The organism is Cupriavidus oxalaticus, assembly GCF_038900635.1.
Lineage (GTDB): Bacteria > Pseudomonadota > Gammaproteobacteria > Burkholderiales > Burkholderiaceae > Cupriavidus > Cupriavidus oxalaticus_B.
Genome location: NZ_JAYMRX010000015.1, coordinates 121,710 through 144,427, shown reverse-complemented (window position 1 = coordinate 144,427; position 22,718 = coordinate 121,710). Strand labels below are relative to the sequence as shown.

Sequence of the window (22,718 nt, the reverse complement as noted above, 5' to 3'; positions counted from 1 at the left end):
CTTCCTCATTCCCCCGATTCCCGATGAAAGCCAGCATGCTTGCCAAGCTCGACCAACTGGCCGAGCGACTCGATGAAGTCAGCGCCCTGCTCGCGCGCGAAGACGCGACCGCCAACATCGACCAGTACCGCAAGCTCAGCCGCGAGCATGCCGAGCTGTCGCCGGTGGCCGAGCAGTATGGGCAATACCGTCAGGCACAGGACGACCTCGGCACCGCGCAGGCACTGCTGGACGATGCCGAGATGAAGGACTTCGCCGCCGACGAGATCGCCAGCGCGCGCGAGCGGCTGGAGGCGCTGGAACAGAGCCTGCAGCGCCTGCTGCTGCCCAAGGATCCCAACGACGACCGCAACCTGCTGCTCGAAATCCGCGCCGGGACCGGTGGCGAGGAAAGCGCGCTGTTCGCCGCCGACCTGCTGCGGATGTACACGCGCTACGCCGAGCGCCAGCGCTGGCAGGTCGAGATCATGAGCGAGTCCGAGTCCGACCTGGGTGGTTTCCGGGAAGTCATCGTGCGGATCGCCGGCGATGCCGCGTTTTCGAAGCTGAAGTTCGAATCCGGCGGCCATCGCGTGCAACGCGTGCCGGCCACCGAGGCACAGGGGCGCATCCACACGTCCGCCTGCACGGTGGCAGTCATGCCGGAAGCCGACGAGGTCGGCGAGGTCGAGATCAATCCGGCCGACCTGCGCGTCGACACCTTCCGCGCCTCCGGCGCCGGCGGCCAGCACGTGAACAAGACTGATTCGGCCGTGCGCCTGACCCACCTGCCGACCGGCATCGTGGTCGAGTGCCAGGACGACCGGTCGCAGCACCGCAACAAGGACAAGGCGATGAAGGTGCTGGCCGCGCGCATCAAGGACATGCAGACCCGCGCCGCGCAGGCGAAGGAAGCCAGCACGCGGCGCAACCTGATCGGCTCGGGCGACCGCAGCGACCGCATCCGCACCTACAACTTCCCGCAAGGCCGCGTGACCGACCACCGCATCAACCTGACGCTCTACAAGATCGACATGATCATGGACGGCGACATGGACGAGCTGCTGGCGTCGCTGGCCGCGGAGCACCAGGCGGACCAGCTGGCGGCACTCGGCGAAGACGCATAAGCCGGCCAAGCCGGCTTCATGCGCGAACCGCGCGTAACGTCCTACAAGACTTTGTATTTCTTGTAAATGCTTGAAACAGCACTGGTAGGGGTAAACGCGCTGTCTATAATCGTTCTCGACCGGCAAACGGAGAATGGTGCCGGGTAAGTCTCTCCCAAAACACTTTCCAGGACGAAATCATGAAAAAACTGCTCGCGCTGTTGATGATCACCGCGGCCATGGCCGCTTGCAGCAAGAAGGAAGAAGCACCCGCGGCTTCCAGCGCCGACAGCGCCATGCAAAGCGCCGCTGAATCGGCCAAGGCCGCCGCCAGCGACGCCGCAGCAGCAGCCAGCAGCGCTGCCGACGCCGCCAAGGCTGCCGCCAGCGATGCCGCTTCGAGCGCGTCGGTCGCCGCCGAGAAGGCCAAGGAAGAAGCCGGCAACGCCATGGCAAATGCCAAGCAGGCAGCCAAGGACGCCGTCAATGCCGGCGCCGACAAGGCCAAGGACACCGTCAATAAGTAATCGTCCCGGCGGGGGCTTTATGCCGCCCGCCTCCGATGGGCGGTACACTTGGCGATACGCCGGAAGTCCCGCCTCAAAGCCCCGCCAGGCCCTGTGCCGGTGGGGTTTTTTGTGGCCGGCAACAGAACCGTCCCTACCTGATGTCTTCCCCGAACACTGCCGCGCTGCCGGCCACGCCAACGCTGCGCGAAGCCCAGACCCTCGCTGCCATGGTGGGCCTGCCTGCGCTGGAAGCGCGCATGCTGCTGACGCACGTGACCGGGCTCACCCGCACGCAACTGATCACGCGCGATACCGACACGCTCACGCTGGCCCAGCGCGATGCCTTTGCCACGCTGCTGGCGCGGCGGCTCGCTGGCGAGCCGATGGCCTACCTGCTGGGCGAGCGTGAATTCTTCGGCCGCAAGTTCCGCGTCACCCCCGATGTGCTGATTCCGCGCCCGGACACCGAGATCGCCGCCGAAGCCTCGCTGGCGCGGCTGGCCGACGTGTCCCGCCCGCTGGTGCTTGACCTGGGCACAGGCTCGGGCATCCTGGCCGTGACGCTGGCGCGCGAACGCACCGATGCGCAGGTCTGGGCCACCGATATCTCGCCCGGCGCGCTGATGGTGGCGCAGGATAACGCCAGCGCGCTTGGCGCCGACCGTATCCACTTCCTGGTATCGGACTGGTACGCCGCGCTGCCGCCCGGGCTGCGCTTCCATCTGGTTGTCAGCAACCCGCCTTATATCGCCGCGGGCGACCCGCACCTGGCCGAAGGCGACCTGCGCTTCGAGCCCATCGATGCGCTGACCGACCACCAGGATGGCTTGTCCGACCTGCGCACGATCGTCGACGGCGCGCCGCAGCGGCTGCTGCCGGGCGGCTGGCTGCTGATGGAGCACGGCTTCGACCAGGCCCAGGCGACGCGCGCGCTGCTGGAGGAGGCCGGCTTCACCGACGTCTTCACCGCGCGCGACCTGGCGGGCCAGGAGCGCTGCACCGGCGGACGCTGGTCCGGGGCGCAACCCTGAAGCCCGCCGGCGATTCCGGTAAAATCGTCGGTAGATTCCCGCCGCGTGGCTTGCCGTGCGGCATCCCTTTTCCCCTTTCCCCCCAGGCGGCGCCGGCACGGCGGCGCCATCCAACTGAAAAGCAGACCATGAGCGACATGCACCAAAAGATCGACCAGATCGTCAAGGGCAACCCGGTAGTCCTGTTCATGAAGGGCACCGCGCAGTTCCCGATGTGCGGCTTCTCGGGCCGCGCCATCCAGATCCTGAAGGCCTGCGGCGTCGACGCGCCGACCACGGTCAACGTGCTGGACGACGAAAGCATCCGCCAGGGCATCAAGGAATACGCCAGCTGGCCGACCATCCCGCAGCTCTACGTGAACGGCGAGTTCATCGGCGGCTCGGACATCATGATGGAGATGTACCAGAACGGCGAACTGCAAACCCTGCTGAAGGGCTGAGCCCGCCATGCCCGCGAGCGCTGCCCCACCGGCCACGGCGGGGACGGTACCGCCGCGGCGGCTGATCGTCGCGATCACGGGCGCCACCGGCGCCATCTACGGCGTGCGCCTGCTGCAAGTGCTGCGCGCGGCGCTCGCGGTGGAAACCCACCTGCTGATTTCGCCGGCCGGCGTGATGAACCTGCAGCACGAGCTCGACATCGGCCGTGCCGAGGTGGAAGCGCTGGCCAGTGTCGTGCACAACGTGCGCGATATTGGCGCCACCATTGCCAGCGGCTCGTTTCGCGCCCACGCGATGGTGGTGGCGCCCTGCTCCATGCGCACGCTGGCCGCGATCGCGCACGGCCTGTCGGATAACCTCATCACGCGCGCCGCCGACGTCACGCTGAAAGAGCGGCGCAAGCTGGTCCTGATGGTGAGGGAAACGCCGCTGAACCTTGCGCACCTGCGCAACATGACGGCCGTGACTGAAATGGGCGGGATCGTGTTCCCGCCGGTGCCGGGCTTCTACCAGAAGCCGCAGAGCATTGCCGAGCTGGTCGACCATACGGTCGGCCGGGTGCTGGACCTGGTCGACCTGCCCGAGATCGGCCAGACGCTCACGCCCAGCTGGGGCGGGCTCAATGCCCGGCCCGGTGACGCGGCGGGCGGCAACTGAACGCTGTTGCCGGGCTCCCCGCCGTTGCTTCAATCCTGCCTATCTTGCCGCTACCTCATTGGATCGCGGCGATATTGCTGTCATTCCTGCTGTCATTACCAGCGACGATAGCCACGACCGTAGTAGCCGTAACCGCCGTAGTAATACGGCCGCGGCGCGACCACGACCGGCGCGGGGGCAACATAGACCGGCGCTGGACCCACGGCGGGGCCGGCGGGGGTGGGATAGACGGCGCAGCCGCCCAGCAGGGTGACCGAGGCCGCCGCGGCAGCCAGTCCAATCGTCAGCAGTTTCATGGTTGTTTTCCTAGGGGACCTCAGGGCCGGAATCGGGCATGTGCCTGCCCCTGCTGACGTTATACGGGCAACTGGCGTAATACGGCGTCAAAGGCATGTAAGGCTTGTTACCGTTCCCTACGCGCCGGCCCCGCGCCCCCTTCAGATCTCGAACCGTACCCCCTGCGCCAGCGGCAATGAATCGCCGTAGTTGATGGTGTTGGTCGCCCTGCGCATATACCCCTTCCACGCATCCGATCCCGACTCGCGCCCGCCGCCGGTCGCCTTCTCGCCGCCGAAAGCACCGCCGATCTCCGCCCCGCTGGTGCCGATATTCACGTTGGCGATGCCGCAGTCGCTGCCCGCCGACGACAGGAAGCGCTCGGCCTCGCGCATCGACTCGGTGAAGATGCACGACGACAGCCCGTGCGCGGCGGCATTGTTCAGTGCGATCGCCTCGTCGAAGCTGGTGTACGGCATCAGGTACAGGATCGGCGCGAAGGTCTCGGTCAGCATGGTGTCGTGCTGCACGTCCGTCATCACCAGCGCCGGCCGCACGTAGCAGGCATGCGGGAAGCGCGCGGTCAGCAGCCGTTCGCCGCCGGTGACGATATTGCCCTGCGCGCGGCACGCGGCGAGCGCGTTGGCCATGGCGTCGCCCGCTGCGTTGTCGATCAGCGGCCCGATCAGCGTGCCGTCGTCGAGCGGATCGCCGACCGGAAGCCGGTCGAACACCGTGACCAGCCGGCTCGCCATGGTATCCATCAGGTCGGCATGGACGAAGCAGCGGCGCAGCGTGGTGCAACGCTGGCCCGCCGTGCCCGCCGCGGCGAAGGTGATGGCCCGCACCGCCAGCTCGATATCGGCCGAAGGTGCGACGATGGCGGCGTTGTTGCCACCCAGTTCAAGGATGCTGCGCTTGAACTGCCCGGCGCAGGCGATGCCGACCTCGCGGCCCATGCGGGTCGAGCCGGTCGCGCTGACCAGCCGCACCGCCGCGTGTTGCACCAGGTGGTTGCCTAGCATGCGCCCGCCCGGCAGCACCGCGGTGATGCCGGCATGCTGCGGCGCCGCCGCGGCCAGCACGCGCTCGAGCAGCCCGTGCGCGGCCAGCGCGCACAGCGACGCCTTCTCCGACGGCTTCCACAGCACGCCGTTGCCGCACACCAGCGCCAGCGCCGCGTTCCAGGCCCACACCGCCACCGGGAAATTGAAGGCCGAGATCACGCCGCACAAGCCGTACGGATGCCAGGTCTCGCGCATGGCATGCTGCGGGCGCTCCGAGGCGATGGTCAGGCCGTGCAACTGGCGCGACAGGCCCACGGCGAAATCGCAGATGTCGATCATCTCCTGCACCTCGCCCAGCCCTTCCTGCAGGATCTTGCCGGTTTCCAGCGACACCAGCCGGCCGAGCGCGGGCTTGTGCTCGCGCAGCACCTCACCGAAGCGGCGCACGATCTCGCCGCGCGCCGGCGCCGGCAGCAGCGCCCAGGTGCTCTGCGCCGCGTGCGCGCGGGCGATCAGCGCATCGGCCTGTGCCGGCGTGCAGGCCGGCACATGGCCGATGGCCTCGCCGTCGACCGGCGAGCGCACCGTCACCGCGCCGGCAGGCGTGCCGTCGTGCCATGGCCGCGGCAGCCCGAGCGAATCCCAGCAGGCTGCGAATTCTTGCGCTTTCATACGAGGGTCTCCTGCAGCGGATGCTGCGTGTAGTGGCGGCCGAAGCGGTTCTTGAGGAAGGCGTCGAGCGGCATCGCCTCCTGGCGCACGAAGCCCGCCTGCGGCAGCGCGCCGCTGGCCACCATGTCCAGCGCGGTGCAGATGCCCGCCGCGGTGGTCAGCTGGATTGCGTTGACGTGCCCGTCCTTGTTGTCGACCCCGCCGATGCGCGCCGAAAACGAAGCCTGCGTCAGCGGCCCGCGCCCGCGTTCGCCGCCGGCCGGGTAGCCGGTAGCGGTGGCGAACACGATCACCACGTCCTGCTCGGTCACCGGGATGGCGCGGTCGAAGATCTCGCGCAGCCAGTCGCGGCGCTCGCGCAGGCGCAGGTCGTTGAGCAGCAGCTTCATCAGCGCGCAGTGGCCGGGATAGCGGATCGACTTGTAGTCGACGTGGCGCGCGCGCCCGGCCAGCGTCTCGGGCAGCGTGCCGAGGCCCCCAGATGTATTAAAGGCTTCGTACTCGATACCGTCCAGCGCGAAGCTTTCCAGCCCTTCCAGCGCCGGCAGCTCGACGCAGCGGCCGTCGACGATGGCTTCGCACGGGTTGCAGTACTCGTTGATCAGTCCCTCGGTGCTCCAGGTCAGGTTGTACTTGAGCGCGTTGCTGGGATAGCGCGGCAGCGCGCCGACACGCATCTGCAGGTCCAGCAGCTCGCCGCCGCCACGCAGGAAGCGCCGCGCCAGGTCGTGCCCGACCACGCCGATAAAGCCCGGCGCCAGCCCGCACTGCGGCATCAGCACCGAGCGCGCGTTCTGGGCCAGCTGGCGGATCGCATGGGTGGCGGCCACGTCCTCGGTCAGGTCGAAGTAATGCACGCCCAGGCGCGCCGCGACCGAGGCCACGGCGATGGCGGCGTGGAACGGCAGCGCGTTGAGCACCGCGTCGGCGCCGGCCAGCAGCGCGGCGCAGGTGCCCGGCTCGGTGGGATCGCCGGCGCGCGCCAGCACGCCGCGCGGCAGGCCGTCGAGGCGGCGCGCGTCATGGTCGACCACGCTGACGCGGTAGTCGCCGCTGTCATGCAGCATGGCGGCAATGGTGCGTCCGATCTTGCCCGCGCCCAGCACCGTCACGTGCAGCGGGCGGTTCGCCTTGGGCAGGTCTGGTGGGGCCTGCCGGCCCAGGTTCGAGGGTTGCATGGTGTCTCCGTCCACAAGAAAGGTTGTCCCGTGACTGGAGTATGGATAGCGCCTGCGACGGAATGAAGGCACAAGAACGACGAAAACCCGCCATAATCGAACGAAACGACGAACCTGCCCGACGTTATGACCGAACTCGACGTGACCGACCGCCATCTGCTGTCATTGCTGCAGGCGAATGCGCGCGAAAGCGCCGCCAACCTCGCCCGGCAGCTGGGGATCGCCCGCACCACCGTGGTCGCCCGCATCGCGCGGCTGGAGCGCAGCGGCGTGATCGCCGGCTATGGCGTGCGCCTGGGGCAGAAGATGGAAGACAACGCCATCCTGGCCTACTGCGGGCTGTCGGTGCAGCCCAAGGCCGCGCCGGCGATCCTGCGCGCGCTGCAGCGCCTGCCCGAGATCGAAGAGGTCAACTCGGTCAGCGGGCCGGTCGATTACATGGTGGCGATCCGCTGCGACACGCACGACCGGCTGGACCGGCTGCTGGACGAGATCGGCATGCTCGACGGCGTGAACCACACCACCACCTCGATCGTGCTGGCGCGCAAGCTCGACCGCCGGCGCGCTGCCGGCTGAAGCGGTATGCTCGCAGACCGAACAAGCCAAAGCGGAGATATCCAATGAGCAATCCGATCCGTGTCGCCGTGGGCGGCGTGACCGGCTGGGCCGGCGGTGAACTGGCGCGCGGCGTGGCGCATGCCCCCGATATGGCGCTGGTGGCAGGCCTGTCGCGCGGCGCCGCCGGACAGCCGCTGGCGCAGCTGACCGGCCATGCCGACACGCCGGGCGTGGCTGCCGCCAGCATCGAAGCGCTGGGGCAGACGCCCTATGACGTCTATGTCGAGTACACCAAGCCGGCCATTGCCAAGCACAACATCGTGCAGGCGCTGGCGCACGGCGCGCACGTGGTGGTGGGCACTTCGGGGCTGACCGACGAGGACTACGCCGAGATCGACGCGGCAGCGCGCAAGGCCGAGCGCGGCGTGCTGGCCTGCGGCAATTTCGCCATCACCGTGGTGCTGCTGCAGAAGTTTGCCGAAATGGCGGCGCGCCACCTGGAACACTGGGAGATCATCGACTACGCCAAGGCCGGCAAGGTCGACGTGCCGTCCGGAACGGTGCGCGAGCTGGCGTACCGGCTCGGCCAGGTCAAGACCGCCGCGCAGGCGGTGCCGGTGGACCAGGTCAACGGCCCGAGGGAAACCCGCGGGGCGACCATGTCGGGCACGCAGGTGCATGCGGTGCGGCTGCCGGGCTACCAGCTCGGCGTGGAGGTGATCTTCGGCGCCGACGGCCAGCGCCTGCACCTCAAGCACGAGGCCGGCGACGGCTCCAAGCCCTATGTCGCCGGCGCGCTGCTGGCGATCCGCAAGGTCCACACCGTGCGCGGCGTGGTGCGGGGGCTGGACAAGGTAATGGAAGGGCTGTGACGGCGGCGTGCCGTCACAGCCTCGCCCTGCTTACCAGCTGCCGGGGTTGACCGGCTTGGCAGGCGGCTTGGCGGCCGCCTTTTCTGTTTTTTCAGATTTTTCGGCCTTGCCCTTCGCCGCCGGTGCCGACGCGGGATTCAGCTTGGCGGCCACCTCGGCATCCTTTTCCGCCATCAGTTCGCGCGCCTGCGGCAGCAGCATCTCGATGGTGCCGGTGGCGGGGTCTTCCGGCATCGCGTAAAGCTCGACGGTCAGCGGCCTTTTCATCCACCCGGCATGAATCGTCTTGACGGTCTTGCCGGCCTTGTCGCGCATCTCTTCCTGTTCCTGGCGGAACGGCTTGCCATACAGTGCGTTGATGCTGTCGACGGCGGCCTGCTGCGAATTGGCGCCGGCGGTCGGCACCACCAGGCCAACCAGCGCATTGCGGTCGACAAAGGCCACCACATGCGGGCCATCCATGAAGCCCGGGCGCTTGTCGCGCGGCACGCCAACCTGGCGCACCAGGCCGTCGCCCTTCAGTTCCACGCAGAACGCGGTCACGTCGCGGCCGTCGGGCGAGCGCTTGTCGGCGCAGTCGGGCAGCGCGGGCAGCGGGTTGCCGATCTCGAGCATACCCAGCAGCGGCGCCAGCGCGCTGTTGTCCGCCTTGGCGGAGGGTGCCGCCGGTGCGGGTGCGGGTGCGGCGGGCTTGGCGGCGGGAGCGGCAATGGCGCCGGCGGCGCCCATCAGGCCGGCGAGCGCCAGCGCGGCAACGGGGAATTTCAAAGTCTGACTCCTGGAAAACGGCTCCGGGTTGGAGCACGCCCCGGCCGGGATGTTCCTTGGGGCCGGGTGCGGCGACGGTCACGCGTGGCAGCAGGCAGCAACGGCATGGGTGCCGCGCAAGCCACCGGACGCCTGCGGATCGGGGCGAGCGCTAGCTTAACCGATCGGCCCGGCGGCTCCTGCACTTGCGGCGGCGTGCGATGCGGCGGTGCCAGATGCGGTGCCGTCAGGCCGGCGCCTCGCGCGCCAGCGCCTGCACCTCGCGCCGGAAGCCGTGGCTCACCTGGTGGTAGAACGGGTGCGGCGAGAACTGCCGCGAAATAAACGATGCCAGCAACGACGCCGCCAGCAGGAACACGGTCAGGTCCTGCGTGCGTGTCATCTCCATCACGATCACGCTGGCGGTGATAGGCGCCTGCGTGGCCGCGGCCAGGAACGCCGCCATCGATACCAGCGCCAGTACGCGCGGCTCGGCCATGCCGGTGACAAACTGCGCCACGTTCTGGCCGATGCCCGCGCCAATCGCCAGCGCCGGCGTGAAGATCCCGCCCGGGATGCCGGCAAAGTACGACACTACCGTCGCCACCAGCTTGGCGATGCCGAACCACAGCGTCGCATGCGATTCGCCGTTGATCAGCGCCGAGGCCTGCTCGTAGCCCGTGCCGAAGGTGGCGCCAGCGGTCGCCACGCCGAGCACCGCCACCACCAGCCCGCAGCCGAACGCAACCCACACCGGATGCTGCGCCGCCCAGCCGCGCCAGTGCGCGGGCAGCACGCCAGGCACGCCGCCGGCCAGCGCCTTGGCAAAGAAGCCGCCCAGCACGCCATTGAGCAGCGCGCACACCAGCACCGGGCCCCACGCATTGCTCAGCACCAGCATCGGCACCTTGACCACGAAATACGGGTTGTTGCCCAGCACCGCCAGCGACAGGAAACCGGCGGTCAGCACCCCCGACAGCACCAGCCGGTCCCAACGCACCGCGGTACCCCGCCCCAGCTCCTCGATGGCGAACACCACGCCGGCCAGCGGCGTATTGAACGCGGCCGCCAGCCCGCCGGCCGCGCCCGCGGCGATCAACGCATTGGGATGGAAGCCAATGCGGAAGCGCAGCTTCTCCTGGCACCAGCGGCCCCACGCCACCATGGCCGCGGCGCCGACCTGCACCGATGGCCCCTCGCGGCCCACCGAGGCCCCGGCCAGCAACGCCAGCGTGGTCAGCAATACCTTCCACATCGATTGCCGCAATGACACCAGCGCCGTCTGCGCCGGGCCATTCGGCGGCAGGCTGAACGCGGCGATCACCTGCGGGATGCCGCTGCCACGCGCCTGCGGCGCGAAGCGGATCGTCAGCCAGCGCAGCGTGGCCAGGCCGAACGGCAGCATCACGAACGCCAGCCACGGCGTGGCCTGCGTCAGGTGGTGGTTCCAGCGCAGCGCCACCTCGGCGATCCACGCGAACACCAGCGAAAACAGGCCCACGCAACCGGCGCCGAACATGAAGACCGTGTAGCGCAGCGTGGTGCGCGATATGCGGCCGGCCTGGCGCGACTTGCGCGAGGCAGCGACGCGGGCGCGGCGGGTGAGCTTGTTCAGCAGGCGGGAATCGGGGTGCTGTGCGGAGGATTCAGGCTGGACCTGGGTGTCTGGATGCTGGCCCGGCTCCGTGGACGACGGGTCGGCGGAATTGGGATCCTTGGGATCGGAGGGCTCGCGCTTGGTCATGACACGGGGGGCGTTGCGGGGACATCCGGCGCGGCGACGGTACTTGCCCGGCCGGGATCAAGCGAGAACTATACGCCCATCGTTGCGACGTGGGCCTACGTTACCGTTGGTCGGCTCGCGCGAGCCATTGAGCAGGCTTCCGCCCGAAATGAAGGCTCCCCTTCCCGCACGCGGGAGAGGGGAGCAAGCCGAGCGCTTTGCCTGCGCGTGCATTCCTAGTCCAGCGAAATACTATTCGCCTTGATCACCTTTCCCCAATGCTCCCGGTCCGCCTCGATATAGCGGTCGATCTCCGCCTGCGTGCGCGGCGGCTGCACGATCAGCCCGAGCGCGCTGAAGGTCGCGCGGAACTGCGGTTCCTTCAGCACGTGCGAAGCGGCTGCCTGCAGTTTCGCTACAGCTTCAGGGGGCGTCTGCGCCGGCACCGCCAGCCCGAACCACGTCGCGGCCTGGAAATTGGGATAGCCGCTCTCGGCCACGGTCGGCACGCTGGGCAGCACCTCCAGCCGGGTGCGGCCGGTGACCGCCAGCGCCTCGAGCTTGCCGGCCTTGATATGCGGCAGCGAGGTGCTGACCACATCGACCATCAGCTGCACGTCATTGGCCAGCAGGGCCGCCAGCGCCGGCGCGCTGCCGTTGTAAGGCACGTGCGTGACGTTGATGCCCAGCTCGGTCTTGAGCATCTCGGTGGCCAGCTGCAGCGCATTGCCCAGCCCCACCGACGCATAGTTGAGCTTGCCGCCGGACGACCTGGCGTAGGCCGCGAACTCCTTGATGTTGGCGGCCGGCACCTGGGTGTTGGTCACCACCACCAGCGGCGCCTCGGCGCCGATCGTGAAGATCTTGAAGTCCTTGGGCGGATCGTAGGTGATCTTCTTGTACAGCATGGGATTCAGCACCATGCTGCCGTTGGTCGCCAGCACCATGGTGTAGCCGTCGGCGGGCGCACGCGCCACGCTGTTGGTGCCGATCATGGTGGCGGCGCCGGGACGGTTTTCCACCACCACGGTCTGGCCGAGCTGGCGCGACATGCCGTCGGCCAGCGCGCGTCCGAACTGGTCGGTCGAGCCCCCCGGCGTGTATGGCACCACCAGTTTGATCGGCCGGTCCGGATAGGCGGCCTGCGCGGCGCCGCCCCACAGAGCCAGCGCGCATCCCGCGCCCGCTGCCATCGCGGCGAGCCAGGCCCGCCGTCCTTTCTTGTCCTTGTGCATCGCGTCTCCTCCTGTGGTTATCTCTGTATCGCCGCGCTGCCCGGTAGACTCAGACGCGCCGCTGGCGGCCTTCCCAGTATCGGTCGCGCAGCCGGCGCTTGGCGAGCTTGCCGGTCTCGTCGCGCGGCAGCTGCGGCTCGATCACGATGCTGCGCGGCACCTTGAAGCCCGACAGCCGTTGGCGCAGCCATTCGATCACCTCGGCCTCGCGGATTTCCGCGCCCGGCATCGGCTGCACCATGCCGAGCAGGCGCTCGCCGTACTCGTCGTCGGGGACGCCGAACACCACGCAGTCGGCCACGCCGGGATAGCGCACCAGTTCGTGCTCGATCTCGGCCGGGTAGATGTTGACGCCGCCGGAGATCACCATGTCGGACGCGCGGTCGCAAATGAACAGGTAGCCATCGGCATCGACGTAGCCCATGTCGCCCAGCGTCACCAGCCCGCCACGGTCGATCGCGCGGCGCGCCGCATCGTTGTTGCGGTAGCTGAAGTCGGGATAGGCGGGCTGGCGCACGTAGACCAGGCCGACCTCGCCCGGCGCGCACTCGCGGCCGTCTTCGTCCAGGATGCGCAGCTGCGCGTCGTCGACCGGGCGGCCGGCGGTGCCGGGGCGCGCGGCGGCGTCTGCCGGCGTGGCCACGGTGATCATGCCGGCCTCGCTGGAGGCATAGGTCTCGTGGATGATCGGGCCAAACCAGTCGAGCATGGCGCGCTTGACCTCCGGCGAGCACGGCGAGCCGGTCGAGGCGACGAAGCGCAGCGACGACAGGTCGTACTTCGCGCGCACCTCGGGCGACAGCTTGAGCAGGCGCACGTACATGATCGGCACCAGGTAGACCACGTCGATGCGGTGCTTTTCGATCAGCGCCAGCACCTGCTCGGCGTCGAAGCGCGGCGTGATCACCAGGCGCTCGGCCATCTGCAGCGCATTCTGGATGAACGAGCTCGGCGCGCTGTGATACAGCGGCGCCGACATCAGCGCGCGGCAGCCCGGCTCGAGGCCATAGGTCTGCCGCACCAGCGAGCGCGCGCGCGCCTGCTGCGCTTCCAGCTGGTCCAGCGGGACCGGTTCGCGTACCACGCCCTTGGGCCGGCCGGTGGTGCCGGAGGTGTAGGCCATATGGCCGCGCGGCGCCACGCGCGGGCCGTCATAGTCCGGCTGCTGCGCCAGCCAGCCTTCGTATTCGATCGCGCCCTCGGCGCTGCCGCCGACCGACAGAACGGTCATGCCGGCGGGCACGGCTTCACGCACCGCGGGTAGCAGGTCGGACTGGACCACCAGCACCTTGGCGCCGCTGTCGGCCAGCAGGAAGCGCACTTCCTCGGCGGTGAAGTGCCAGTTGATCGGGCAGTAGTAGCAGCCGGCGGTGCGGCACGCGTTGACCACGTCGGCGTAGGCGGGATCGTTGCGCAGCAGCACCGCGACCACGTCGCCTTGCTCAACGCCCAACCGGCGCAGGCCGCCGGCGAGTTGTGCGCCGCGTGCCGCCAGCTGTTCGGCGGTGCGGTGCATGTCTTCAAACCAGAGGTCCGTGGCCATCCGTTGTCTCCCTTTTCTCGACTTTGCTCGCTGAGCTGACTGATAGCTTGCCACTGTATCGGCACGGTCATTCATCGACAATCACGCGCGACGGAATCACAATGTTGCGCCAGACTCGACAATCCCACAGGCAATCCCGGATGGACCTCAACCTGATCCAGGCCTTCGTCGACATCGTCGATGCCGGCAATCTTGCCGAAGCGGGCCGGCGGCGCGGGGTCACGCGCTCGCAGGTCAGCCGCCAGCTGCGCGAGCTGGAGCAACAGGCCGGCGCCCAGCTGCTGCGCCGGACCACGCGCCGGCTTGAACTGACCGAGCCGGGCCACGCGCTTTACCAGCACGGCGTGCGCATCCTGCAGGAGGTGACTTCCGCACAGGCAGAGATCGACAGCCTGGGCAAGACCCTGCGCGGCCATGTGCGCGTCAGCGTGCCGACCGGGCTGGGTGATGCCTATATCGCGCCATTGCTGCTGCGGTTTGCCAAGCTGCATCCCGGGATCACGCTGCGGGTGTTCTTCGCCAACCGCGTCAACGACCTGATCGCGGCCGAGATCGACGTGGCGCTGAAGGTCACGTCGGCGCCACCGCTGGACCACGTTGCGCGGGAAATCTGCGATATCCGCTGGCAACTGTACGCATCGCCGGATTACCTCGCGACCATCCCGCCGGTGCGGGTGCCGCCAGACTTGGCCGGGTGCAATTTTCTGTGCCCGCCCTATACGCCGCGCCAGTTCGCGCTGTCGCTGTACCGAGAGGGCCAGCGCGTCGACGTGGCGCTGACGCCGACGCTGCAATCCGAGCACTTCCTGTTTCTGGCGCGCGCGGTCAATGAGGGGCATGGCATCGGCCTGCTGCCGGTCTATATCGGCTGGGAAGCCGTGCAGGCCGGCAAGCTGGTGCCCGTGCTGCCGGACTGGCGGCCGGAAGGGCTGGGCGACCGCCTCTACATCATCACCACGCCGAACCTGCATCCGTCGATGGCAACCCGGGCGCTGATCGGGTTCATGCGGGAAGAGCTGGGCAAGATCGCGGTTTTTGCTGCCTGAAGGCCGACATGGGTGCAGCCGGCGCCGCCGCCCAGGCGACAGTGGCCGATGATCGAACGAAATCGCCTGCGCCCCCTGCCGATGGTGAACGAACTTTCATTCTGCAAGCTATGCTTTCAAATACTTGCAAATTGAAAGCAAGACACCGACCGAGGCGCAGAGACCATGCCACCAACCCCGACCGATTTCACTTCCATGCCCTGCCCGGTCGCCCGATCCATGGCGGTGCTGGGCGAGCGCTGGGCCATCCTGGTGCTGCGCGAGGCCTTTTACGGCAGCACGCGCTTCGATGAGTTCGAACGCAACCTGGGCATCGCCCCCAATATCCTCAGCGCCCGGCTCAAGACGCTGGTGGCGCACGGCCTGCTCGCCCGCGTCACGCCAGAGGGCGGCGGCCGCCATGTCTACCAGCTGACCGACAAGGGCCGTGACTTCTTCCCGGCCTATGTCGCGCTCAAGGCCTGGGCCGACCGCTGGATGACCGATGAGAAAGGTCCGCTGACGCTGCTGCAGGACCGCCGCACCGGCCAGGAAATCGCCGAGCCCGCGCTGACGCGCGCCGACGGCACGCCGATCACGCTGGACGACGTGCGCGTGCTGCCCGGTCCGGGCGCCGGCCGCTTCCTGCAGCGCCGCTTCGGCGAACCCGACACCATCGGCCACGGCGCGGAGCACGGACATGAGTGAAACCGGCGCCTTGCCTGCCGGCACCGCACCGGCCGAGACAGTCCCCGCCACGGAACTCGCCCGCCGCATCGGCCGCCTGGCCGGCCCGACCGCGCTGATTGCGGTGCTGCAGGCCGTGGGCCAGCTGATCGAAACCTGGCTGGCCGCACGCCAGGGCACCGCCGCGCTGGCGGGCTGGGCAGTGGTGCTGCCGTTTGCGCTGCTGCTGCAGCAGATGTCGGCCGGCGCCATGGGCGGCGGGGTGGTGGCGGCGATCGCGCGGGCGCTGGGTGCCGACAAGCGCGACGATGCCTCGGCGCTGGTGGTGCATGCGCTGCTGATCGCGGTCACGGCCGGACTGGCCTTTGCCGTGGTGCTTGCCGGCTTTCCGCGCGCGGTGCTCGGTGCCGTGGCCGGCGGCACCGCTGCCGAAGCTGCTGCCACCTATGCGATCTGGCTGTTCGGCGCGGGCGCGATCCCGGCGTGGCTGGCCAATACGCTGGCCTCGGTATTGCGCGGCGGCGGCCGCCATGCGCTGGCGGCGCGCGTGCTGGCGCTGATGTGGGTGGCTTTCCCGGTGCTGGCGTGGCTGCTGGCCGAACCCGCCGGCATGGGGCTGGCCGGCATCGGCGCCGCGCTGGCCGCGGTCTCCTGGGCCGCGGCGCTGGCGATGACGATGGTGGTCGCGCGCGGCGGCGCGGGCTTCGTGCCGGTGCTGCGGGTGCGTCCGTCGTGGGCACTGTTCTCGCGGATCCTGTCGGTGGGGCTGGTGGCGTGCGCGCTGGCGTCGGTGGCCAACCTGACCACCATCCTCGTCACCGCGCAGCTGCGCCACCATGGCACCGCGGCGGTTGCGGCCTACGGGATCTCGGCACGGCTGGAGTTCCTGATGATCCCGCTGGCGTTCGGCGTGGGTTCCGCGCTGACGGCGCTGGTCGGGCGCGCGGTCGGTGCCGGCGACTGGCATACGGCGCGCCGCACCGCATGGGTCGGCGCCTTCCTCGCGCTGGCGATCGCGGGTACGGCCGGCGCGGCGGTGGGACTGGCGCCGGTGCGCTTTGCCAGCCTGTTCACCAACGATGCGGAAGTCATCGCCATCGCGGCGCGCGCGCTGTCATGGGTGGGGCCCGCGTTCGGCGGCTTCGGGCTGGGGATGGCGCTGTACTTTGCCTCGATGGGCGCCGGGCGGATGCGCTGGCCGGCGGCGGCGGGGCTGTTCCGGATCGCGCTGGCGGCGGGCGGCGGCTGGATGCTGGCGAACGTGTTCGGGATGGGCCTGGACGGGCATTTCCTGGGGGTCGCGCTGGGGATCACGGCGTATGGGGTGGTGACCGCGCTGGGGGTCCGGCAGGGGGAGTGGTCGGCGCGGTAGCGATGCCTTTTGTGCGTCGCCGGTTTGCTCGCGGCCTCACCTCGCCAACACCTTCGCATCCCCCTGCATCCCGGCGTCACGCACCTCCTGCGGCACCGACGGCCAGCCGCCGCCCAGCGACTTGTACAGCGCCGCGGTGCTGGTCAGCACGTCCACCTGGCCCCGGATCGCCGCCAGTTGCGCATCGAACAGCTTCTCGCGCGCATTGGTGACTTCCAGGTAGCTCGAATACCCGCCCTCATACCTGGCAAAAGCCTGGTCGGCATAGATGAACAGGCTCTGTTCCTGCCGGCGCAGGCTGCCCAGCCGCGTGCGGGTCTCGACGCCATTGGCCAGCGCGCTGTTCACATCCGCCAGCGCCGCGAGCACCGTGCCCTGGTAAGCAAACATGGCCTGGTTGCGCTGCGCGGACGCAGTCTGCACCTGCCCGCGGATGGCGCCGCCCTGGAAGATCGGCTGGGTCAGCCCCGCACCGAACGCCCACACCCGCGACGCGCTGTCCCACAACGCGCCCGGCGACGCCGCCACGGCGCCGAACAGGCCGCTCAGGTTGACCGCCGGCAGGTATAGCGCCTGCGCCGCGCCCAGCTGCGCATTGGCGGCGATGGCGGTCTGCTCGGCCTGCAGCACATCGGGCCGGCGCGACAGCAAGGCAGCCGGCAGGTCGGCGCCGACCGGCGGCGCCTGCAGCTCGTGGATCGGCTTGCCCCGCTCGATCGGGCCAGGCGGCCGCCCCAGCAGCACCGACAGCGCGTTCTCGGTCTGCGCAATGCTGGCCCGCAGCGGCGGGATCGAACCCTCGGCCACGTAGTAGTCGTTCTCGGCCTGCGCCAGTTCCAGCTGCGAGATCACGCCGCCTTCGTAGCGCTGGCGAAAGATGTCCAGCCCGCTCGCGCGCGATGCCAGCGTCTGCTGCGCGACATCGAGTTGCGCATCGAGCCCGCGCAGCGCGGCATACCCCTGCACCACGGACGCCGCCAGCGCCAGCACCACGCCACGGCGCGCGTACTCGGCATTCCACAGGCTGGCCTCGGCCGCCTCGGCCTGCCGGCGGATGCGGCCCCACAGGTCGATTTCCCAGTTGGCGTTGGCCAGCAGCTGGTAGGTATTGCCGGTGCCGGCGCCGAACTGCGTGCTGTTCAGGCTGCCGATGCTTTGGCGCGCGGCCGACGCGGAAAGATTGAGCTGCGGGAAAAAGCCGGCGCGCGCCACCATCAGCTGGCCACGGAATTCATCGATGCGCGCGGCGGCGATGCGGACATCGTAGTTGCCGGCCAGCGCCGCATCCACCAGCGCGTTCAGCACCGGATCGCTGAACTGGTTCCACCAGTCGCTGTCGGCGGCGATCGCCAGCGCGCCGGTGTCGAGGCGGTACTGCGCCACCTCCGGGGTCTCCGGGCGCTGGTAGTCGGGGCCGATCGCGCAGCCGCCCAGCGTTGCTGCGGCGCAGGCCGCCAGCATCCACACGCGCGGGATCATAGCGTTTCTCCGGCGGGCGGCGTGGTGGGTGGCGTGGCAGGCGGCCGCGGCGCATCGCCGGCCTTGGCCGCCTTCTTGGACTTGCCTTCGGACATGCGCTCCAGGCCCCAGAAGAACATCGGGATGAAGAACAGCGCGATCACGGTCGCCCCGAGCATGCCGCCGATCACGCCCGTGCCGAGCGACTGCCGGCTGGCCGCCGAGGCGCCGCTGGCGATGGCGAGCGGCACACAGCCCAGGATAAAGGCCAGCGAAGTCATGATGATCGGCCGCAGGCGCAGCTTGGATGCGTGGATGGCGGCATCGTAGGCGCTCAGCCCCTCCTTCTCGCGCATTTCCACCGCGAACTCGAAGATCAGGATCGCGTTCTTCGCCGCCAGCGCGATCAGCACGGTCAGGCCGATCTGGAAGTAAACGTCGTTCTCCATGCCGCGCATCAGGATGCCGAGCAGCGCGCCGAACAGCGCAAACGGCACGGCCAGCAGCACGCCAAGCGGCAGCGACCACTTCTCGTACTGCGCCGCCAGGATCAGGAACACCATCAGCAGGGCAAAGGCGAAGACGTAGACCGCGGTGGAGCCCGCGGTCTTTTCCTCATAGGCCTGGCCGCTCCAGGCATAGGCGTAGCCCTGCCCCAGCACCTCCTGCGCCACCTCCTCCATGGCCTTGATGGCTTCGCCGGAACTGTAGCCGGGCGCGGCATCCCCCATGACCTTGGCGGCCGGGAAGTTGTTGAAGCGCGTGACGATGTCCGCCCCCGGCACATACTTGGTGGTGGTGACCGCCTTGATCGGCACCATGTCGCCGTTGTGGTTGCGCACGTAGACCTTGTCGAGGTCTTCGGGCCGCGAGCGGAACTCGGGCTCGGCCTGCAGGATGACCTGGAACAGCCGGCTATTCTTGGGGAACTGGCTCACGTAGAGCGAGCCGAACATGGTCTGCAGCGCCGAATAGACGTTCTCGACCGGCACGCCCTGCGTCTCGGAGCGCTCGCGGTCGACCTCGACCAGGAACTGGCGCGAGCGCGAGTTGATGGTGGAATTCACGCCGCTCAGCTCCGGCCGTTGCCGGGCCTTGGCGATGAACTCGTGGACCTTCTGCTCCAGCTGCTGGTAAGTCCCGTCCGCGGTGCTCTGCAGCCAGAACTCGAAGCCGCCGGTGGTGCCCAGGCCGGGGATCGAAGGCGGATTCAGCGGGATCACCACGCCGTCCTGGTAGCGCGAGAACTCCTGGTGGGCCTTCTGCATCAGTTCGGCCGCCGTCTGGCCGGGCCCACGGTCATGGAAGCCCTTCAGCGTGACGAACAACGTGCCGGCATTGGCCTTGTTCTGCGAGTCGATCAGGCTGAAGCCATCGACCGAGGCCACCGACGACACGCCGGGCTGCTTGGCGAACCATGTTTCCGCGCGGCTCGACAAGGACTGGGTGCGGTCCAGGCTCGCTGCGTCCGGCATCACCACCGCGCCGAACAGATAGCCCTGGTCCTCCACCGGCAGGAACGAGGTCGGGATGCGCATGAACATGACCACGCTGACCGCTACCATGGCCAGGATGATGGCGATCGACATCACCGTGCGCCGGATCACGACCTGCAGCGACTTGTCATAGCCCGCCACGAGGCGGTCGAACGAGTTGTTGAACCAGGTGAAGAAGCGGTTCTTCTTGTGCTGGCCCGGCTTGAGCAGGATCGCCGCCATCGCCGGCGACAGCGTCAGCGCCACCACGCCGGACAGCACCACCGACACCGCGATGGTGATGGCGAACTGCTTGTAGAGCTGCCCGGTGATGCCCGAAAGGAAGGCCACGGGGATGAACACCGCCAGCAGCACCAGCACGATGGCGACCACCGGGCCGCTGACCTCGTCCATCGCCTTCTTGGCCGCCTCCTTGGGCGGCAGGTTGAACTCCGTCATATTGCGCTCGACGTTCTCGATCACCACGATCGCGTCGTCGACCACGATGCCGATCGCCAGCACCATGCCGAACAAGGTCAGCATGTTGACCGAGAAGCCGAACGCGCTCATGCCGACAAAGGCGCCGATGATCGACACGGGCACAGCGAGGATCGGCACCAGCGTGGCGCGCAGGCTCTGCAGGAACAGGAACACCACCAGGATCACCAGGATCACCGCGTCGCGCAGCGTGTGCACCACCTCGTCGATCGACTCCTGCACGAACTCGGTGGTATCGAGCGCGACCTCGTACTCCAGCCCGGGCGGGAAGCTCTTCTTCAGCTCCGCCAGCGTGGACCGCACCTGCTTGGCCACGTCCAGCGCATTGGCGCCCGGCTGCTGGTACACGGCCAACAGCGTGGCGGTCTTGCCGTTGTAGCGGCTGCGCAGCGAGTAGTCCTTGGAGCCGAGCTCGGCGCGGCCGATGTCCTTCAGGCGCACCAGCGCGGCGTCGCCGGACTGCGCGCGCAGGATCATGTTTTCAAACTCGGCGGGCTCGGTCATGCGGCCCTTGGTGGCGATCGGGAAGGTCTGCTGCACCGGACCCGTGGTCGGCGACTGGCCGATGCGCCCCGCGGAGAACTGCTGGTTCTGGTTGGCGACCGCGTTCTTGACATCCTCGGTGGTGATGCCCAGCGAGGCCATGCGATCGGGCCGCAGCCAGATGCGCATGGCGTAGTCCGGGCTGCCGAAGATCGACGACTGGTTGGCGCCGGGGATGCGCTTGAGCGCATCCAGCACATAGATGTTGGCGTAGTTGCCGACGAAGGTCTGGTTGTAGCTGTTGTCGGGCGAATAGATGGCAATCACCATCATGAACGCCGACGACCGCTTCTGCACCGAGACGCCCTGCGCCGTCACGGCATCGGGCAGCGTGGGCAGCGCCAGGTTGACGCGGTTCTGCACGTCCACCTGCGCGAGCTCGGGGTCGGTGCCGATCTCGAAATAGGTGGTCAGCGTCAGGTCGCCGGTCGATGAACTGGTCGAGTTCATGTACATCATGCGGTCGGCGCCGTTGACCTGCTGCTCGATCGGCGCGGCCACGTTCTGCGCCACCACTTCGGCACTCGCGCCAGGGTATCGGGTCGTGACCGTGATGGACGGGGGCGTGATATCCGGGAACTGGGCGATCGGCAGCTTGGTCAGCGCCACCAGGCCGCCCACCGTGATGATGATGGACAGCACCGATGCGAAGATCGGCCGGTCGATAAAGAAATGGGCAAGCTTCATGGCTTGCCCCCGGTGGTGCCCGCTGCCTGCTGCGCGGCTGCGCCTGATGCGGCCGGAGCAGCCGATGCAGCGGCAGGAGGCCCGGCAGGCGCGGCGTGGGCACCGCTGGCCGCGCCATGCGCTGCCAGTTCGGTCGCCGGCACGGCCTTGACCGGCGCGCCCGGCATCAGGCGCAGCAGGCCGCTCACCGCCACGCGCTCACCGGCCTTCAGGCCCGAGCGCACCACCCAGTTGGAACCGGTCCATTCGCCCACGTCGACCACGCGCTGCTGCGCCTTGTTGTCCGGGCCGATCACCCAGACCGTCTGCCCGCGCGGGCCTTGCACGATGGCTTCCTGCGGCACGGCAATGGCCTGCGTGCGCATCGCGCCATGCACCTTGACCCGCACGAACTGGCCCGGCCTCAGCGCGCCCTCCGGATTGGCGACCTCGGCGCGGACCAGGTAAGTGCCGGTTTCCTGGTTGAACGAGGCGTCGGCGAACGCGATCCTGCCGTGGTGCGGGAACTCCGTCCCGTCGGCCAGCACGATGACGATTTCGAAGGCTTCCTGCGCCGGGTACCGGACCGCCCCTGACTTCTCCGACGAGCGGAACGACAGCACCTCGTTCTCGGACAGGCTGAAGTTGACCCACATCGGATCCAGCTTGGCGACATAGGTCAGCAGGCTGTTGCTGGTATCGATATAGGAGCCCACCTGCCGCTTGGCAAAGCTAGACAGGCCCGCCACCGGCGACTTGATCGTGGTGTAGCTCAGGTTCAGTTTGGCATTGATCACATTGGCGCGCGCCTGCTCCACCGCGGCTGCGGCCTCCTGCTCCTTGCCAGTGGCGTCATCCAGGTCGCGCTGGCTCAGGGCATTGCGCGCCGCCAGTGGGCGCACGCGGTTCAGGTCGGCGCGCGCGGTGTTCAGCCGCGCCTGCTGCTGCGCAAGTTCGGCCTCGGCCGCCTTCAGCGTGGCCTCGAACGGCTTGGGATCCATCAGGAACAAGGTGTCGCCCGCCTTGACCAGGGAGCCTTCGGTATAGACCCGCTTCTCCAGGAAGCCATTGACGCGCGCGCGTATCTCCACCTGCTGCGAACTCTGGGTCTGGCCGACGAAGTCGTAGATCAGCGGCACGTCGCGCAGCGCCACGGTGATGACACCTACCTCGGCTGCCGGCGGCGCCACCGCTGCCGTCTTTTCCTTGCTGCAACCCGCCACCAGCAGCAGGGCCAGCAGAGCCGCCGCGCCGCGCCCGTTAAGCATTGTCCTCACAAAACCTCCTCCGCCAGCAACCATGGCCGCCCCCGATGCCGGACTCAGCGGCGCCCGCCGCCGATCCTGTGCCTGTTCAGGCAGGTTAAGGCGCGCCCATGGACGCGCCAATTCAATCTTTCTTGTGCCCGTGTTTACTCATTTCGACAGCCGGGACCGGGCCGGCGGCTGTTGTCCGGCCAC

General features: G+C 68.6%; 20 protein-coding genes. 10 read left to right on the top strand and 10 right to left on the bottom strand.

Going from position 1 to position 22,718, the window contains the following annotated elements; translation table 11 throughout:
* Positions 1-23: 23 nt before the first annotated feature.
* The 5 genes from prfA (at position 24) to VSR71_RS22535 (ending at position 3,723) form a co-directional block, all read left to right on the top strand.
* Positions 24-1,106: a peptide chain release factor 1 gene (gene prfA / locus VSR71_RS22555; protein WP_342916018.1), complete on the top strand. Its 1,083-nt coding sequence runs from the start codon at positions 24-26 to the stop codon at positions 1,104-1,106.
* A gap of 179 nt (positions 1,107-1,285) precedes the next feature.
* Complete coding sequence (locus VSR71_RS22550) at positions 1,286-1,612, top strand: hypothetical protein (protein WP_342916017.1); 327 nt, start codon at positions 1,286-1,288, stop codon at positions 1,610-1,612.
* Positions 1,613-1,752: 140 nt separating this feature from the next.
* Positions 1,753-2,625, top strand: coding sequence for a peptide chain release factor N(5)-glutamine methyltransferase (gene prmC / locus VSR71_RS22545; protein WP_342916016.1), 873 nt, complete (start codon positions 1,753-1,755; stop codon positions 2,623-2,625).
* 128 nt (positions 2,626-2,753) lie between these two features.
* A complete protein-coding gene (gene grxD, locus VSR71_RS22540) occupies positions 2,754-3,065 on the top strand; it encodes a Grx4 family monothiol glutaredoxin (protein ID WP_342916015.1) in 312 nt (103 codons plus the stop codon).
* Positions 3,066-3,072: 7 nt separating this feature from the next.
* Entirely contained in the window at positions 3,073-3,723 is a 651-nt protein-coding gene (locus VSR71_RS22535) for a UbiX family flavin prenyltransferase (protein ID WP_342916014.1), read from the top strand.
* Positions 3,724-3,818: 95 nt separating this feature from the next.
* On the opposite strand, the gene VSR71_RS22530 is transcribed toward VSR71_RS22535, so the two are convergent.
* From VSR71_RS22530 to VSR71_RS22520, 3 genes are all read right to left on the bottom strand, one after another.
* Complete coding sequence (locus VSR71_RS22530) at positions 3,819-4,013, bottom strand: hypothetical protein (protein ID WP_029048349.1); 195 nt, start codon at positions 4,011-4,013, stop codon at positions 3,819-3,821.
* A 147-nt stretch (positions 4,014-4,160) separates the two neighbouring features.
* Positions 4,161-5,678 carry an L-piperidine-6-carboxylate dehydrogenase gene (gene amaB, locus VSR71_RS22525; RefSeq protein ID WP_342916013.1) on the bottom strand — a complete coding sequence of 506 codons (1,518 nt, stop codon included), beginning with the start codon at positions 5,676-5,678 and terminating at the stop codon, positions 4,161-4,163.
* A complete protein-coding gene (locus tag VSR71_RS22520) occupies positions 5,675-6,856 on the bottom strand; it encodes a saccharopine dehydrogenase C-terminal domain-containing protein (RefSeq protein WP_342916012.1) in 1,182 nt (393 codons plus the stop codon). Before VSR71_RS22520 ends, amaB begins: the two co-directional genes overlap by 4 nt.
* 126 nt (positions 6,857-6,982) lie before the next feature.
* Here VSR71_RS22520 and VSR71_RS22515 point away from each other — a divergent pair, with 126 nt between their 5' ends.
* Positions 6,983-7,432 (top strand): Lrp/AsnC family transcriptional regulator, encoded by a 450-nt coding sequence (locus VSR71_RS22515; protein ID WP_342916011.1) that lies wholly within the window; start codon positions 6,983-6,985, stop codon positions 7,430-7,432.
* A 44-nt stretch (positions 7,433-7,476) separates the two neighbouring features.
* Entirely contained in the window at positions 7,477-8,286 is an 810-nt protein-coding gene (gene dapB, locus VSR71_RS22510; protein WP_342916010.1) for a 4-hydroxy-tetrahydrodipicolinate reductase, read from the top strand.
* 30 nt (positions 8,287-8,316) lie between these two features.
* Here the strand turns inward: dapB and VSR71_RS22505 are convergent, their stop codons facing one another.
* From VSR71_RS22505 to VSR71_RS22490, 4 genes are all read right to left on the bottom strand, one after another.
* Positions 8,317-9,054, bottom strand: a complete 738-nt coding sequence (locus tag VSR71_RS22505; protein WP_342916009.1) for a hypothetical protein — start codon at positions 9,052-9,054, stop codon at positions 8,317-8,319.
* 226 nt (positions 9,055-9,280) lie between these two features.
* Complete coding sequence (locus tag VSR71_RS22500) at positions 9,281-10,777, bottom strand: chloride channel protein (RefSeq protein WP_342916008.1); 1,497 nt, start codon at positions 10,775-10,777, stop codon at positions 9,281-9,283.
* 215 nt (positions 10,778-10,992) lie between these two features.
* Entirely contained in the window at positions 10,993-11,991 is a 999-nt protein-coding gene (locus VSR71_RS22495) for a tripartite tricarboxylate transporter substrate binding protein (RefSeq protein ID WP_342916007.1), read from the bottom strand.
* 49 nt (positions 11,992-12,040) lie between these two features.
* Entirely contained in the window at positions 12,041-13,534 is a 1,494-nt protein-coding gene (locus VSR71_RS22490) for an acyl-CoA synthetase (RefSeq protein WP_342916006.1), read from the bottom strand.
* A gap of 140 nt (positions 13,535-13,674) precedes the next feature.
* Here VSR71_RS22490 and VSR71_RS22485 point away from each other — a divergent pair, with 140 nt between their 5' ends.
* From VSR71_RS22485 to VSR71_RS22475, 3 genes are all read left to right on the top strand, one after another.
* Entirely contained in the window at positions 13,675-14,580 is a 906-nt protein-coding gene (locus VSR71_RS22485; protein WP_342916005.1) for a LysR family transcriptional regulator, read from the top strand.
* 165 nt (positions 14,581-14,745) lie between these two features.
* A complete protein-coding gene (locus VSR71_RS22480; protein ID WP_342916004.1) occupies positions 14,746-15,267 on the top strand; it encodes a helix-turn-helix domain-containing protein in 522 nt (173 codons plus the stop codon).
* The gene (locus tag VSR71_RS22475; protein WP_342916003.1) at positions 15,260-16,618 is read left to right on the top strand and encodes an MATE family efflux transporter; all 1,359 of its coding nucleotides are present in this window, start codon (positions 15,260-15,262) and stop codon (positions 16,616-16,618) included. Before VSR71_RS22480 ends, VSR71_RS22475 begins: the two co-directional genes overlap by 8 nt.
* Before the next feature lie 36 nt (positions 16,619-16,654).
* Here VSR71_RS22475 and VSR71_RS22470 read toward each other — a convergent pair whose 3' ends face one another.
* Genes VSR71_RS22470 through VSR71_RS22460 form a run of 3 tightly spaced genes read right to left on the bottom strand, consistent with a single transcriptional unit; the run spans position 16,655 to position 22,526 of the window.
* Positions 16,655-18,097, bottom strand: a complete 1,443-nt coding sequence (locus tag VSR71_RS22470) for an efflux transporter outer membrane subunit (RefSeq protein ID WP_342916002.1) — start codon at positions 18,095-18,097, stop codon at positions 16,655-16,657.
* Positions 18,094-21,279 (bottom strand): multidrug efflux RND transporter permease subunit, encoded by a 3,186-nt coding sequence (locus VSR71_RS22465; protein ID WP_342916001.1) that lies wholly within the window; start codon positions 21,277-21,279, stop codon positions 18,094-18,096. The genes VSR71_RS22470 and VSR71_RS22465 overlap by 4 nt, the downstream gene beginning before the upstream one ends.
* On the bottom strand, positions 21,276-22,526 hold the full coding sequence (locus VSR71_RS22460) for an efflux RND transporter periplasmic adaptor subunit (protein WP_342916056.1): 1,251 nt from the start codon (positions 22,524-22,526) through the stop codon (positions 21,276-21,278). The genes VSR71_RS22465 and VSR71_RS22460 overlap by 4 nt, the downstream gene beginning before the upstream one ends.
* Positions 22,527-22,718: the final 192 nt, after the last annotated feature.

Coding starts and splice junctions, on each gene's coding strand:
- prmC (WP_342916016.1), top strand. CDS start 1,753: ATGTCTTCCCCGAACACTGCCGCGCTGCCGGCCACGCCAACGCTGCGC.
- VSR71_RS22475 (WP_342916003.1), top strand. CDS start 15,260: ATGAGTGAAACCGGCGCCTTGCCTGCCGGCACCGCACCGGCCGAGACA.
- VSR71_RS22490 (WP_342916006.1), bottom strand. CDS start 13,534: ATGGCCACGGACCTCTGGTTTGAAGACATGCACCGCACCGCCGAACAG.
- dapB (WP_342916010.1), top strand. CDS start 7,477: ATGAGCAATCCGATCCGTGTCGCCGTGGGCGGCGTGACCGGCTGGGCC.
- VSR71_RS22550 (WP_342916017.1), top strand. CDS start 1,286: ATGAAAAAACTGCTCGCGCTGTTGATGATCACCGCGGCCATGGCCGCT.
- VSR71_RS22470 (WP_342916002.1), bottom strand. CDS start 18,097: ATGATCCCGCGCGTGTGGATGCTGGCGGCCTGCGCCGCAGCAACGCTG.
- amaB (WP_342916013.1), bottom strand. CDS start 5,678: ATGAAAGCGCAAGAATTCGCAGCCTGCTGGGATTCGCTCGGGCTGCCG.
- grxD (WP_342916015.1), top strand. CDS start 2,754: ATGAGCGACATGCACCAAAAGATCGACCAGATCGTCAAGGGCAACCCG.
- VSR71_RS22460 (WP_342916056.1), bottom strand. CDS start 22,526: ATGCTTAACGGGCGCGGCGCGGCGGCTCTGCTGGCCCTGCTGCTGGTG.
- VSR71_RS22515 (WP_342916011.1), top strand. CDS start 6,983: ATGACCGAACTCGACGTGACCGACCGCCATCTGCTGTCATTGCTGCAG.
- VSR71_RS22485 (WP_342916005.1), top strand. CDS start 13,675: ATGGACCTCAACCTGATCCAGGCCTTCGTCGACATCGTCGATGCCGGC.
- VSR71_RS22495 (WP_342916007.1), bottom strand. CDS start 11,991: ATGCACAAGGACAAGAAAGGACGGCGGGCCTGGCTCGCCGCGATGGCA.
- prfA (WP_342916018.1), top strand. CDS start 24: ATGAAAGCCAGCATGCTTGCCAAGCTCGACCAACTGGCCGAGCGACTC.
- VSR71_RS22480 (WP_342916004.1), top strand. CDS start 14,746: ATGCCACCAACCCCGACCGATTTCACTTCCATGCCCTGCCCGGTCGCC.
- VSR71_RS22520 (WP_342916012.1), bottom strand. CDS start 6,856: ATGCAACCCTCGAACCTGGGCCGGCAGGCCCCACCAGACCTGCCCAAG.
- VSR71_RS22465 (WP_342916001.1), bottom strand. CDS start 21,279: ATGAAGCTTGCCCATTTCTTTATCGACCGGCCGATCTTCGCATCGGTG.
- VSR71_RS22535 (WP_342916014.1), top strand. CDS start 3,073: ATGCCCGCGAGCGCTGCCCCACCGGCCACGGCGGGGACGGTACCGCCG.
- VSR71_RS22500 (WP_342916008.1), bottom strand. CDS start 10,777: ATGACCAAGCGCGAGCCCTCCGATCCCAAGGATCCCAATTCCGCCGAC.